The sequence below is a fragment of the Streptomyces sp. NPDC048507 genome (assembly GCF_043199995.1).
Lineage (GTDB): Bacteria > Actinomycetota > Actinomycetes > Streptomycetales > Streptomycetaceae > Streptomyces.
Genome location: NZ_JBICWZ010000006.1, coordinates 250,341 through 263,078, shown reverse-complemented (window position 1 = coordinate 263,078; position 12,738 = coordinate 250,341). Strand labels below are relative to the sequence as shown.

Sequence of the window (12,738 nt, the reverse complement as noted above, 5' to 3'; positions counted from 1 at the left end):
CTGTGGCCACCAAGAACATTCCAGACCCCGGTTTCTCCGACGACGACGGCACCGCCGATCCCCGGCTGAGCGCGGCCCTCGCCGCCTGGGCCGCCGACCGCGCGGCCGAACCGGAACTGCTGGAGGCCCTGAAGGGGGCCCGCCTGCTGGTCCCCGTCGTGGCGGTGCTCGGCGAGGTCGAGACCGACCCGGAGACGGGCCTGCGGCGCGAGAAGACCAGCGACATGGCCGTCCCCACCCTGACGGCGGGCAGCCGGCGGGCGCTGCCCGCCTTCACCTCGACCGCCTCGCTGGCGCTGTGGGACCCGGCCGCCCGGCCGGTCGCCGTCCCGCTGCACCAGGCCCTGGCCGCCGCCGCCCACGAGAAGGCCGACACGATCGTCCTCGACCTGGCCGGCCCCGTCCCCTACCAGCTGACGGGCCCCGCCCTGCTCGCCCTCGCCGAGGGCCGCACGGACGCCGGCCCGCTGGCCGATCCCGCCGTACGCGAAGCCGTACGGGCGGCCGTCGCCGCCGAGCCCGCCGTCCTGCGCGCCCACCTCGGCCCGGGCGGCGCGGGGGCCGACGGCACCCTCGCCGTCGTGCTGTCCGACACGGCCCCGCCCGCCACCGCCGCCCGCCGGGTCGCCGAGGCCCTCGCCGCGGACGAGACCCTGCGCGGCCGGCTCGTGCGCGGACTGGACCTCGCGCTGCTCCCGGCCGACGCCCCGGTCCCGCCGGGGGAGCCGCTCTTCACCCGCTGAGGCCCGTACGGCGCACGTACGGGTACGCGGAAGGGGCGCCCGCCGGCCGTCGGCGGGCGCCCCTTCGCGGCGCGGGTGCGGGCGGGATCAGGCGTAGACCGGGCCCGTGAACTTCTCGCCCGGCCCCTGGCCCGGCTCGTCCGGGACGATCGAGGCCTCGCGGAAGGCCAGCTGGAGCGACTTCAGGCCGTCGCGCAGCGGGGCCGCGTGGAAGGAGCTGATCTCGGTGGCGCTGGCGGTGACCAGCCCGGCCAGTGCCGTGATCAGCTTGCGGGCCTCGTCGAGGTCCTTGTGCTCGGAGTCGGGCTTGTCGAGGCCCAGGTTGACCGCGGCGGCGCTCAGCAGGTGGACGGCCACCGTGGTGATGACCTCGACGGCGGGCACGTCCGCGATGTCGCGGGTCATGTCGTCGTAGTCGGGGGCGTCCGGGGCGGAGGAAGGGGAATCGGAGGGCGTCGCGTCAGTCATGGCCCCCACGATATGCCGTGCGGCGGCCTTGCAACGCGGGTGCTAGTATGTACTTCGACCGGCCGGACACCTGTGTGCCCGGCCCACAAGTGGAGGCTCCGACTTCCCACCTGACCACCCTCCGGGGAGGCAGGTCATCCGGTCAGGCGGTATCCATCGTTCCGTACGGACGATGGAAAGCTGCCCGAGTCTGCGCCCCGCGGTTCGCACGCGGCGGTGCTCCGGTTGTGTTGGAGCCCCTGCCTGTGCCCGGCGGGGCTTTTTTCATTCTCCGCCGCGGTAGGTCTGACGACAAACAGACGTCAGCGGCTGTCTGCCAGACAGTCGTGTGGTGCTACCGAGGAGGATCCATCAGCACCGAGCCCCGCATCAACGACCGGATTCGCGTTCCCGAGGTACGACTCGTCGGTCCCAGCGGCGAGCAGGTCGGCATCGTGCCGCTTGCGAAGGCCCTTGAGCTGGCGCAGGAGTACGACCTCGACCTGGTCGAGGTCGCGGCGTCCGCACGCCCGCCGGTCTGCAAGCTCATGGACTACGGCAAGTTCAAGTACGAGTCGGCCATGAAGGCCCGTGAGGCGCGCAAGAACCAGGCGCACACGGTCATCAAGGAAATGAAGCTCCGGCCGAAGATCGACCCGCACGACTATGACACCAAGAAGGGTCACGTCGTTCGGTTCCTCAAGCAGGGCGACAAGGTCAAGATCACGATCATGTTCCGTGGTCGCGAGCAGTCGCGACCGGAGCTCGGCTACCGCCTGCTCCAGCGCCTCGCTTCGGACGTCGAGGACCTCGGGTTCATCGAGTCGAACCCGAAGCAGGACGGCCGAAACATGATCATGGTTCTCGGTCCGCACAAGAAGAAGACCGAGGCGATGGCCGAAGCCCGCGAGGCGCAGGCCGCCCGCAAGGCCGAGCGCCAGGGTGTCGCCGCCACCGACGAGGACGCTCCTGCCGAGGAGACCGACCTGGTCGAGGCGGAGCACACCGAGGCCGCCGAGGCCGCCGAGGTCACCGAGGCCGCCGCCGACGAGGCGAACGCCGAGGCCTGATTCCGGGGCAGCCCGTCTCGGATCACCGACACAACATGACGCTCCCGCGAGCCGGCCCGCACGGGCCGGTGGGAGCGCCACCGACGAGGAGATAACGGCGCTATGCCGAAGAACAAGACGCACAGCGGTTCCAAGAAGCGCTTCAAGATCACCGGCTCCGGCAAGGTGCTCCGTGAGCGCGCCGGCAAGCGCCACCTGCTCGAGCACAAGTCGTCCCGTGTCACCCGCCGCCTGACCGGCACCGCGGAGATGGCCCCCGGCGACGCCGCGAAGATCAAGAAGCTTCTCGGCAAGTGACGTCCTCCGCTCCCCTCGCCGGGAGCGGGACGTCAAGACCGGGACCCCATCGAATTCGGGCCGTGTGAAGACAACCACGGCCCCGCTACAAGGAGTTAAAAAGTGGCACGCGTCAAGCGGGCAGTAAACGCCCACAAGAAGCGCCGGGCGATCCTCGAGGCGGCCTCCGGCTACCGCGGTCAGCGTTCGCGCCTGTACCGCAAGGCCAAGGAGCAGGTCACCCACTCGCTGGTCTACAACTTCAACGACCGCAAGAAGCGCAAGGGCGACTTCCGTCAGCTGTGGATCCAGCGCATCAACGCCGCTGCCCGCCAGAACGGCATGACGTACAACCGCCTCATCCAGGGTCTGAAGGCCGCCAACATCGAGGTGGACCGCAAGATCCTCGCCGAGCTGGCCGTCAACGACGCCAACGCGTTCGCCGCGCTGGTCGAGGTCGCCCAGAAGGCGCTTCCGGCCGACGTCAACGCCCCCAAGGCCGCTGCCTAAGGCGTAGCCGGCCCGCTGCGCGCGGGCCGGCCCCCACGGACCCGCAGGCGATTCGCCTGCGGGTCCGTGTGCTTTCACCCCGCACCCCGCACCCCGCGCTCCCGCGCCCCGCGCGCATCCGCACCCGCGTGCGCCCCGCCGCCCCGGACCCCGAGCCCGAGAGAGAACCGCACACACCATGGGTTACCCCGACGAGCTGATCTCCCCCCGATCCCCGCGGGTGGCCGCCGCCAGGCGCCTGGCGCGGCGCAACTTCCGCACCAAGGAGCGCCGGTTCCTCGCCGAGGGCCCGCAGGCCGTGCGCGAGGCCGTCGAGCACCGCGGGTCCCAGGGCGCGACCCTGATCGAGCTGTTCGCCACCGTCGAGGCCGCCGAGCGCTACGCCGACATCGTCGAGGCCGCGCTGCTGGGCGGGGCGCGGGTGCACTACGCCTCCGACGAGGTGCTGGCCGAGGTCTCGCAGACCGTCACCCCGCAGGGCCTCGTCGGCGTGTGCCACTTCCTGGACTCCCCCTTCGAGGAGATCCTCCGGGCCCGGCCCCAGCTCGTCGCCGTCCTCGCGCACGTCCGCGACCCGGGTAACGCGGGCACGGTGCTGCGCTGCGCCGACGCCGCGGGCGCCGACGCGGTGGTGCTGACCGACGCCTCCGTGGACCTCTACAACCCGAAGTCCGTACGGGCTTCGGTGGGCTCCCTCTTCCACCTGCCGGTGGCCGTCGGCGTGCCGGTGGAGCAGGCCGTGGAGGGGCTGCGGGCGGCGGGCGTACGGATCCTCGCGGCGGACGGGGCCGGCCGGGACGACCTCGACGCCGAGCTGGACGCGGGCACCATGGGCGGCCCGTCCGCCTGGGTCTTCGGCAACGAGGCCTGGGGCCTGCCCGAGGAGACCAGGGCCCTCGCGGACGCCGTCGTACGGGTCCCGATCCACGGCAAGGCGGAGAGCCTGAACCTCGCCACGGCCGCCGCGGTGTGCCTGTACGCGTCCGCGCGTGCACAGCGGGCGCCCGGAGGGTGCCGCTCCGTGACCCCCAGCTAGTAATGTGGCGGCCCGGGGGGCCCACTGTGCTACTCGGAGATGTGGGGTACGGGGACATGACCGTCGGTACGAACAGCTCGCCCGGGGCCGCGGGGGCGGCCGGGGAGCGGCTGCGGGACGCCCCCGGGCCCACGGGCCCGGCGCCCGCCGCCGACGGCCTGCACGGCGTTCCGCCCCAGGCGGCCGCCGGCCGGGCCCGCCCCGCGGCGTCCGCCACGGACCCCGCCGCCGGCCGGGCTCCCGGCGTCCCCGGGGAGGGGGACGGCTTCGGGATCGATCCCGACGAGCTGCCCGACGGGCTCGTCGTCGCCGACCACGCCGGACGGGTCATCTGCTTCAACCGGGCCGCCGCCCGGATGACGGCCACCGACCCCGGCCGGGCGATCGGTGCCCGCATCGACCGCGCGCTGCCGCTCGAGGACCTCGAAGGCCGCCGCTGGTGGGCCCTGACCGACCCCTACGGCGGCCTCGCCACCCGCCGCGGACAGCCCGAGCGGAACCTGCTGCTGCCGGGCGGGCGCGAGGTCCTCGTCTCCGCCCGCTACGTCCGCACCCACCCCACCGGCCCGCTGCGCCGCCTCGTGGTCACCCTGCGCGGCACCGAGGCCCGCCGCCGCACCGAACGCAGCCACGCCGAGCTGATCGCGACCGTCGCGCACGAGCTGCGCTCCCCGCTGACCTCCGTCAAGGGCTTCACGGCCACCCTGCTCGCCAAGTGGGAGCGGTTCACCGACGACCAGAAGCGGCTGATGCTGGAGACCGTCGATGCCGACGCCAACCGCGTCACCCGGCTCATCGCCGAGCTGCTCGACATCTCCCGCATCGACTCCGGCCGCCTGGAGGTGCGCCGTCAGCCGGTCGACGTCGCCGCCGCCGTGGGCCGCCACGTCCAGGCGCTCACCGCGAACGGCCAGGCGCCCGAGCGGTTCCTCGTCCGGGTGAGCCGTCCCCTTCCCGATCTGTGGGCCGACCCGGACAAGATCGACCAGATCCTCGGCAACCTCCTCGAAAATGCGGTGCGGCACGGTGACGGAACGGTCACCATCGACGTAGCGCCGCACGAGAAGGGAACCGCCGTCACCGTGACCGACGAAGGCCCCGGGATCCCCGAGGAGTCGATGGGCCGCGTCTTCACCCGCTTCTGGCGGGGGAGCAAGCGCGGCGGCACCGGCCTGGGCCTGTACATCGTCAAGGGCATCGTGGAGGCCCACGGCGGCACCATCACGGTGGGCCGCGGTCCCGGCGGCGGAGCCGAGTTCCGATTTATCCTGCCCGTGAGCGCGCCGGCCTACCTCACGCAGTGACCCTGCGGAGCGTCTCGCCAGGCGGCCCACGGGCTCCTCCACCCCCGGCGGCCTTTAGACTCGTCCTTTGGCACCTTTGTGTCTCTGCGTCGATCACTCTGATCGTGCCGTACGGGGACCCACCAGCCAGCCATCGGAAGTACGGGAAGAGATGTCGGCACCGAACAAGTCGTACGACCCTGTCGAGGTCGAGGCACTGAAACCGGAAGAGATCGAGCGCATGCGGGACGAGGCGCTCGCCGCCTTCGCGTCCGCCGGTGACCTCGACGCACTCCGCGAGGCGAAGACCGCGCACATGGGCGACCGCTCGCCCCTGGCGCTCGCCAACCGGGAGATCGGCGCGCTGCCGCCCCAGGCCAAGGCCGAGGCGGGCAAGCGGGTCGGACAGGCCCGCGGCGCCGTGAACAAGGCCTTCGGGGCCCGCACCGTCGAGCTCGAGGCCGAGCGCGACGAGCGGGTGCTGGTCGAGGAGGCGGTGGACGTCACGCTGCCCCACGACCGCGTGCCCGCCGGCGCCCGCCACCCCCTGACCACGCTGATGGACCGCATCGCGGACATCTTCGTCGCCATGGGTTACGAGGTCGCGGAAGGCCCCGAGGTCGAGGCGGAGTGGTTCAACTTCGACGCCCTCAACTTCACGCCGGACCACCCGGCGCGCCAGATGCAGGACACCTTCTTCGTCCGGGGCCCCGAGGGCACCGAGGGCGACGAGTCCGGTGTCGTGCTGCGCACCCACACCTCCCCGGTGCAGGCGCGGTCGCTGCTGGAGCGCAAGCCCCCCGTCTACATCGTCTGCCCGGGCCGGGTGTACCGCACCGACGAGCTCGACGCGACGCACACGCCCGTCTTCCACCAGGTCGAGCTGCTCGCCGTGGACGAGGGCCTGACGATGGCGGACCTCAAGGGCACCATGGACCACATGGTCCAGGAGCTGTTCGGCGAGGGCACCACCACGCGCCTGCGCCCGCACTTCTTCCCCTTCACCGAGCCGTCCGCCGAAATGGACATGCAGTGCTACGTGTGCCGCGGCGCCTCGGTGGGCAACCCCGACCGCCCCTGCCGCACCTGCTCCAGCGAGGGCTGGATCGAGCTCGGCGGCTGCGGCATGGTCAACCCGAAGGTGCTCGTCGCCTGCGGCGTGGACCCGGAGAAGTACAGCGGCTTCGCCTTCGGCTTCGGCATCGAGCGGATGCTGATGTTCCGTCACAACGTGGAAGACATGCGAGACATGGTCGAGGGTGACGTCCGTTTCACCCGGCCTTTCGGGAGTGAGATCTGATGCGCGTCCCGCTTTCCTGGCTGCGGGAGTACGTCGACCTGCCCGCAGGTGAGACCGGCCGCGACGTGGCCGCCAAGCTCGTCGACGCCGGCCTGGAGGTCGAGACCGTCGAGCAGCTCGGCGGCGGCCTGAAGGGCCCCCTCGTCGTCGGTCAGGTGCTGACCATCGAGGAGCTGGAGGGCTTCCGCAAGCCGATCCGCTTCTGCACCGTCGACGTGGGCGCCGCCAACGGCACCGGCGAGCCGCAGGAGATCGTCTGCGGTGCCCGGAACTTCGCCGTCGGCGACAAGGTCGTCGTGGTCCTGCCCGGCGCAGTGCTGCCCGGGGACTTCGCGATCGCCTCGCGCAAGACCTACGGCCGCACCTCGCACGGCATGATCTGTTCCGGCGACGAGCTGGGCATGGGCGACGACGGCACGCACGGCATCATCGTGCTGCCGCCGGAGCACGAGGTCGGCACCGACGCGATCGAGCTGCTCCAGCTCGTCGACGAGGTCCTCGACATCGACATCACCCCGGACCGCGGCTACTGCATGTCCCTGCGCGGTGTGGCCCGCGAGGCCGCCACCGCCTACGGCCTGCCGCTGCGCGACCCGGCGCTGCTCGACGTGCCCGCGCCGAACTCGTACGGCTACGCGGTGAAGGTCTCCGACCCGCAGGGCTGCGACCGCTTCACCGCCCGCACGGTGACCGGCCTCGACCCCGAGGCGCGCTCCCCGATCTGGCTCAGCCGCCGCCTCCAGAAGGCCGGCATGCGCCCGATCTCGCTCGCCGTCGACGTCACCAACTACGTGATGCTCGAACTCGGCCAGCCGCTGCACGCCTACGACCGCTCCCGCCTCGACGGCGCGATCGGTGTCCGGCGTGCCGAGCAGGGCGAGAAGTTCACCACCCTCGACGGGGTCAAGCGCACGCTCGACGCCGAGGACCTGGTGATCACCGACAACAGCGGTCCCATCGGGCTCGCCGGTGTCATGGGCGGTGCCAACACCGAGATCGCCGACTCCGTCACCGACCCCGAGACGGGCGCCGTCACCGGCACCACCGACGTGGTCATCGAGGCCGCGCACTTCGACTCCGTGTCGATCTCGCGCACGGCCCGCCGCCTGAAGCTCTCCTCCGAGGCCTCCAAGCGCTTCGAGCGGGGCGTCGACCCGCAGGCCGCCGCCGCGGCCGCGCAGCGGACCGTCGACCTGCTCGTCCTGCTGGCCGGCGGCACCGCCGAGGCCGGGGTCACCGAGCTCACCGCCCCGGGCGCCCCGCGCACCATCGCGATGAGCGCGGACCACCCGGACCGGGTCGCGGGCATGGAGTACGGCCGCGAGACCGTCGTCCGCCGCCTCCAGGAGGTCGGCTGCGACGTCTACGGCCAGGACGAGCTCGTCGTCACCGTCCCCTCGTGGCGGCCCGACCTCGCCGCGCCCAACGACCTCGCCGAAGAGGTCATCCGGCTGGAGGGCTACGGGAACCTCCCGTCGACCCTCCCGCAGGTGCCCTCCGGCCGCGGCCTGACCGCCCGGCAGCAGCTGCACCGCCGGGTGGGCCGCGCGCTGGCCGGCGCCGGTTACGTCGAGGCGCTGAGCTATCCGTTCCTCGGCGAGGGCGTCCTCGACCAGCTCCAGCTGCCCGCGCACGACGCGGCCCGCGGGGTCGTCAGGCTGGTCAACCCCATCTCCGACGAGGAGCCGGCGCTGCGCACCACGCTGCTGCCGGGTCTGCTCGGCGCGCTGCGCCGCAACGACAGCCGGGGCAGCCACGACCTCGCGCTCTTCGAGACCGGCTCGGTCTTCCGCGCCGGTGACCGGCCGGGGGTCGCCGTACGGCTGCCCGTCGACCGGCGTCCCACGGACGAGGAGATCGCCACCCTGAACGCGGCCCTGCCCGCCCAGCCGCGGTACGCCGCGGTCGTGCTGGCCGGTGCCCGCGAGCAGGCCGGCTGGTGGGGCAAGGGCCGCCCGGCGGACTGGGCCGACGCGGTCCAGGCCGCGCGCGCCCTGGCCGTCGAGGCCGGTGCCGAACTGGTGGTCCGCCAGGGCCAGTACGGCCCCTGGCACCCGGGCCGCTGCGCCGAGCTGCTCGTCGTCCTGGACGGCGTGGAGACGGTCATCGGCCACGCCGGCGAGCTGCACCCCCGCGTCGTGAAGGCGATGGGCCTGCCCGCCCGGACCAGCGCCATGGAACTCGACCTGGACCGCCTCGCGGCGGCCGGCGGCGAGGCCCTGCGGGCGCCGAGGATCTCCTCCTTCCCGGTGGCCACCCAGGACGTCGCGCTGATCGTCGACGCGTCGGTGCCGGCCTCCGAGGTGGAGTCCGCGCTGCGCGCCGGAGCCGGCGAACTGCTGGAGTCCCTGCGGCTGTTCGACGTGTTCACCGGTGAGCAGGTGGGCGGGGGCAAGAAGTCCCTCGCGTACGCGCTGCGCTTCCGCGCGGCCGACCGCACGCTGACCGCCGAGGAGTCCACGGCCGCGCGCGACGCCGCCGTGGCCCTGGCCGGCGAGCGGACCGGGGCGGTGCTGCGCGGGGCCTGATCCCGTGTCGTAGAGCCAGGTGAGGGCCCCTCCGGTGATCCGGAGGGGCCCTCACTCGTTCGGGTGAGAAGGACGGTCACCCGTGTCCGGTACGTCAGGAGGTCGACACAATCGTTCCGGCCGACGAGCCGGAGGGGAGCGTCCTACGGATGATCACGCGCGGGGAGATGCCCCTGGTGCGCCGGGCGTGCGTCCTCGCCTGGGGCGGCGCCGCGGTCTCCTGGGAACTGTCCTCCCCGGGCCGCCTCGGCCCGAGCCTCGCGACCTGCGCGGCCTTCCTGCTCCTGGCCACCGGCTCCGCGCTGCACATCCGGCGCGGCATGACGGCCGAACTGCGCCGCTCGCGGGAGATCGCCGGAGCCACCCAGCGGGTCCTGCTGCGCCCCCTGCCGAACCGGATCGACGGACTGGCGGTGTCCGCGGCCCAGTTGTCGGCGAGCCGGGGCGCGGCCGTCGGCGGGGACCTGTACGAGGCCGTCGCGACGGCGTACGGGGTGCGGCTGCTGATCGGGGACGTACGGGGCCACGGGCTCCCGGCCCTGGGCGCGGCCGCCGCGGTGCTGGGCTCCTTCCGCGAGGCGGCGTACGACGAAGCCGCGCTGGCCGGGGTGCTGCGCCGGATGGAACGCTCCCTCCAGCGGCACCTGCGCGAGCGGTCCCTCGCCGAGCACCCGTCGGCCGGCCCGGCCGGACCACAGTCCCCGGTGGCGGAGGAGTTCGTCACGGTGCTGCTGCTCCAGATCGCCCCGGACGCCGGCGTGACGGCCCTGAACTGCGGGCACCCCTGGCCCTACCGCCTGCACCCGCCGGCCGGGGCACCGGATCCGGTGCGGCCGCCGGACGGCGGCGCGACCCTGCCGCCGCTCGGGGTGCTGCCGCTGCCGGCGGCGCTGGCGCCGCAGCCGTGCGGGACGCTCGGACCGGGGGAGCTCCTCGTCCTGCACACCGACGGCGCCGAGGACGCCCGAGACCGCCGGGGCCGGTTCTTCCCGCTGCGCCGGGTCCTGGACCTGCTCGCGCAGGAGACGGCGCCCACGCCCGCCCGGCTGGTGGCGGGCGTGCACGCCGCGCTGCTGCGCCACACCGGCGGGCGGCTCTCCGATGACGTGGCCCTGCTGGTGCTGCGCAACGACCGCGCCCGGTGAGCCGGCCGGGCCGCGTTCCGCCGCGGCCGCCGGGGCCGGGCCGGCCCTGCACCGGTCCGGCCGTCTCCGAGCGGCCCGAGCGGTCCGAGCGGTCCGAGCGGGCCGCGGGGCCACCCCGCACCGGGCCGGTGGACGGGCCCGGTGCGGGGGCGGCCCGGCTCCGTGCGGGACCCGGCGACCAACCGGGCCCCGGCGGAGCCGTGGTGCGCCGCCCGCCTGCCATGGAGTGTCGGGCAGACAGCAGGACGGGCGGCGCGGTGCCGGGTCGTCGCACTGTACGAGGGGGAGCCGACGACCCGAGCGGCCTCCTTGGCGAGGCTCCTCAGTGAAACCCCCCGGGGCCCCTCCGCGGCAGGGTGCGGGTCGCATTTATGCGCGTACTCGCTTCACACGGGGTGTGAATGCGCCGCACTGGCCCCCGAGCGGAGCGCGCAGCCACTAGCCTGGTTCCCACGAGCCCTTGGAGCGGCCCATGCAGCCCAACGCCCTGCTCGACGCCCTCCTCGCCGAGGCGGGCATGTCCCACGCCGGCCTCGCCGCGCACATCAACCAGGCGGGCCGTTCCCGCGGACTCGCCCTGCGCTACGAGCACACCGCGGTCTCCCGCTGGCTCAAGGGGCAGCGCCCCAGGGGCCAGGTGCCGGACCTGATCTGCGAGGTGCTCGGCGGCCGGCTGCGACGCCCCCTCGGCCTCGACGACGTCGGGCTCGGCATCCCCGGCCAGCACGGGCCGCACGGCAACCGGATCGGCGGCTTCGTCGACCGGGCCACCGCCCTGTGGCGCTCCGACGAGCTGGGCCGGACCGCGCAGCTCTCCGCCGGGGCGGTCACCGGGACCCCGGCCGTCATCCCGGTCTGGGAGTGGGAGAACCCGCCCGAGGACGCCGACGTCTCGCGCGCGGGCCCGCAGCGGATCGGACCCGAGCACATCGAGATCCTGCGGGCGGCCCGGGTGCACTACGAGCTGATGTACCGCCGGACGGGCGGGATGGCCACCCGGGCGCGGATCGTGCGTTTCCTCGGCAGCGAGACGGCCCCGATGCTGCGCGGCGGCTATCCCGACGACGTGGGCCGGCTCCTGCACCGGGCCACCGGTTCGCTGGTGGCGGTGGCCGGGATCTGCGCGTACGACTCCGACGCCCACGGGCTGGCCCAGCGCTACTTCCACCAGGCGCTGCGGCTCGCGAAGGCCAGCGGGGACCGGGGGCTCGGCGCGTACGTCATCGCCCTGCTGGTCAACCAGTCGCTGCACCTGCGGGAGTACCGGCAGGCGGTGGCCTTCGCCGAGGCCGCGCTGCGCGCCGCCGGGCGGCGCACCACCCCGGCACTGGCCGCCGACCTGTACGCGATGCAGGCCAAGGCCTACGCGCAACTCGGCGATCCCGCCTCCGCGCTGGCCTGCATCCACAGCGCGGAGGCGGCCGCCGAACGGATCCGGCCCGGCGCGGAACCCGCGGAGACCGGCTACGTACAGCCCGGGCTGGTCAACGTCCAGGTGGCGGAGGCGCTGCTCAGCCTGGGGGACCTGGACGCGGCCCACGCGCAGGCGGCCGAGGCGGTGGGCACGCCGGCGCACGACCGGGGGCGGGTGCACCGGCTCGCGATGCTGTGCGAGATCCAGCTGCGGCAGGGCGAGGCGGACCGGGCGGTGGCCTCGGCGGCCGAAATGGCCGAGCGGGCCCAGGGGATGGAGTCGCTGCGGCTGCGCGACCGGCTGCGTGCGGTCCGGGAAGCGCTGCTGACCAGCGGCTGTGCGGGCGCGGCGGAGACCGCGCAGCTCATCGACGGGGCACTGCGCGTTCCCCTGTGAGGGCGTCGGCTGCTGCCATGTGGTCACCTACGGAACGGAAGGTGGCACACCCGTGCAGTGGACGAACCTGAGTGAGCAGACCGTGTACAAGAACCGCTGGTTCGACGTGAACCTCGCGGACGTGGAACTCCCCGACGGCCGGCACCTGGACCACTTCGTGATCCGGCTGCGGCCGGTGGCGGTCGCGACGGCGGTCAACGGGGCCAACGAGGTGCTGCTGCTCTGGCGGCACCGGTTCATCACCGACAGCTGGGGCTGGGAGCTGCCGGCCGGCGTCGTCGAGGACGGCGAGAGCGTGCGCGGCGCGGCGGCGCGGGAGATGGAGGAGGAGTCGGGCTGGCGGCCCGGCCCGCTCCACCACCTGATGACCGTGGAGCCCTCCAACGGCCTCACCGACGCCCGCCACCACCTCTACTGGGCGGACGGGGCGACGTACGTGGGCCATCCCGAGGACGACTTCGAGTCCTCGCGGCGCGAGTGGGTCCCGCTCGGACTCGTGCCGGACATGATCGCGCGGGGAGAGGTCCCGGCCGCCAACATGGCGGCCGGGCTGCTCCTGCTGCACCACCTGCGGCTCGATCGGTCCTGAG

At 73.7% G+C, this 12,738-nt stretch carries 12 protein-coding genes; 11 read left to right on the top strand and 1 reads right to left on the bottom strand.

Annotation, left to right across the window (positions count from 1 at the left end):
- Nucleotides 1-2 precede the first annotated feature (2 nt).
- Nucleotides 3-743, top strand: coding sequence for an SseB family protein (locus ACGFXC_RS19205; RefSeq protein ID WP_393714228.1), 741 nt, complete (start codon nt 3-5; stop codon nt 741-743).
- 87 nt (nt 744-830) lie between these two features.
- Here the strand turns inward: ACGFXC_RS19205 and ACGFXC_RS19200 are convergent, their stop codons facing one another.
- Nucleotides 831-1,211, bottom strand: coding sequence for a DUF1844 domain-containing protein (locus ACGFXC_RS19200; protein ID WP_266578154.1), 381 nt, complete (start codon nt 1,209-1,211; stop codon nt 831-833).
- Between the two features lie 326 nt (nt 1,212-1,537).
- Between ACGFXC_RS19200 and infC the strand changes: the two genes are divergently transcribed.
- The 10 genes from infC to ACGFXC_RS19150 all read left to right on the top strand — a co-directional run bounded on the left by infC (nt 1,538) and on the right by ACGFXC_RS19150 (nt 12,737).
- The gene (gene infC / locus ACGFXC_RS19195; protein WP_393714226.1) at nt 1,538-2,260 is read left to right on the top strand and encodes a translation initiation factor IF-3; all 723 of its coding nucleotides are present in this window, start codon (nt 1,538-1,540) and stop codon (nt 2,258-2,260) included.
- Nucleotides 2,261-2,362: 102 nt separating this feature from the next.
- Nucleotides 2,363-2,557, top strand: coding sequence for a 50S ribosomal protein L35 (rpmI, locus tag ACGFXC_RS19190; protein ID WP_030387121.1), 195 nt, complete (start codon nt 2,363-2,365; stop codon nt 2,555-2,557).
- A gap of 102 nt (nt 2,558-2,659) precedes the next feature.
- Entirely contained in the window at nt 2,660-3,046 is a 387-nt protein-coding gene (gene rplT, locus ACGFXC_RS19185; protein ID WP_007263143.1) for a 50S ribosomal protein L20, read from the top strand.
- A 178-nt stretch (nt 3,047-3,224) separates the two neighbouring features.
- Complete coding sequence (locus tag ACGFXC_RS19180; RefSeq protein WP_393714223.1) at nt 3,225-4,082, top strand: TrmH family RNA methyltransferase; 858 nt, start codon at nt 3,225-3,227, stop codon at nt 4,080-4,082.
- 56 nt (nt 4,083-4,138) lie between these two features.
- Nucleotides 4,139-5,386, top strand: coding sequence for an ATP-binding protein (locus ACGFXC_RS19175; RefSeq protein ID WP_393714221.1), 1,248 nt, complete (start codon nt 4,139-4,141; stop codon nt 5,384-5,386).
- A 151-nt stretch (nt 5,387-5,537) separates the two neighbouring features.
- Complete coding sequence (gene pheS / locus ACGFXC_RS19170) at nt 5,538-6,665, top strand: phenylalanine--tRNA ligase subunit alpha (RefSeq protein ID WP_393714219.1); 1,128 nt, start codon at nt 5,538-5,540, stop codon at nt 6,663-6,665.
- Nucleotides 6,665-9,193 carry a phenylalanine--tRNA ligase subunit beta gene (gene pheT, locus ACGFXC_RS19165; RefSeq protein ID WP_393714217.1) on the top strand — a complete coding sequence of 843 codons (2,529 nt, stop codon included), beginning with the start codon at nt 6,665-6,667 and terminating at the stop codon, nt 9,191-9,193. Before pheS ends, pheT begins: the two co-directional genes overlap by 1 nt.
- Before the next feature lie 149 nt (nt 9,194-9,342).
- Nucleotides 9,343-10,338 (top strand): PP2C family protein-serine/threonine phosphatase, encoded by a 996-nt coding sequence (locus tag ACGFXC_RS19160; RefSeq protein WP_393714215.1) that lies wholly within the window; start codon nt 9,343-9,345, stop codon nt 10,336-10,338.
- Nucleotides 10,339-10,810: 472 nt separating this feature from the next.
- Complete coding sequence (locus tag ACGFXC_RS19155; protein ID WP_393714213.1) at nt 10,811-12,148, top strand: transcriptional regulator; 1,338 nt, start codon at nt 10,811-10,813, stop codon at nt 12,146-12,148.
- Between the two features lie 52 nt (nt 12,149-12,200).
- Nucleotides 12,201-12,737, top strand: a complete 537-nt coding sequence (locus ACGFXC_RS19150; protein WP_393714211.1) for an NUDIX hydrolase — start codon at nt 12,201-12,203, stop codon at nt 12,735-12,737.
- The last annotated feature ends 1 nt before the right edge of the window (nt 12,738 follow it).

Bases quoted from the DNA above. Each gene is read 5' to 3' on its own strand.
- ACGFXC_RS19200 (WP_266578154.1), bottom strand. From the start codon at position 1,211: ATGACTGACGCGACGCCCTCCGATTCCCCTTCCTCCGCCCCGGACGCC.
- rpmI (WP_030387121.1), top strand. From the start codon at position 2,363: ATGCCGAAGAACAAGACGCACAGCGGTTCCAAGAAGCGCTTCAAGATC.
- ACGFXC_RS19180 (WP_393714223.1), top strand. From the start codon at position 3,225: ATGGGTTACCCCGACGAGCTGATCTCCCCCCGATCCCCGCGGGTGGCC.
- ACGFXC_RS19175 (WP_393714221.1), top strand. From the start codon at position 4,139: ATGACCGTCGGTACGAACAGCTCGCCCGGGGCCGCGGGGGCGGCCGGG.
- pheS (WP_393714219.1), top strand. From the start codon at position 5,538: ATGTCGGCACCGAACAAGTCGTACGACCCTGTCGAGGTCGAGGCACTG.
- pheT (WP_393714217.1), top strand. From the start codon at position 6,665: ATGCGCGTCCCGCTTTCCTGGCTGCGGGAGTACGTCGACCTGCCCGCA.
- ACGFXC_RS19160 (WP_393714215.1), top strand. From the start codon at position 9,343: ATGATCACGCGCGGGGAGATGCCCCTGGTGCGCCGGGCGTGCGTCCTC.
- ACGFXC_RS19155 (WP_393714213.1), top strand. From the start codon at position 10,811: ATGCAGCCCAACGCCCTGCTCGACGCCCTCCTCGCCGAGGCGGGCATG.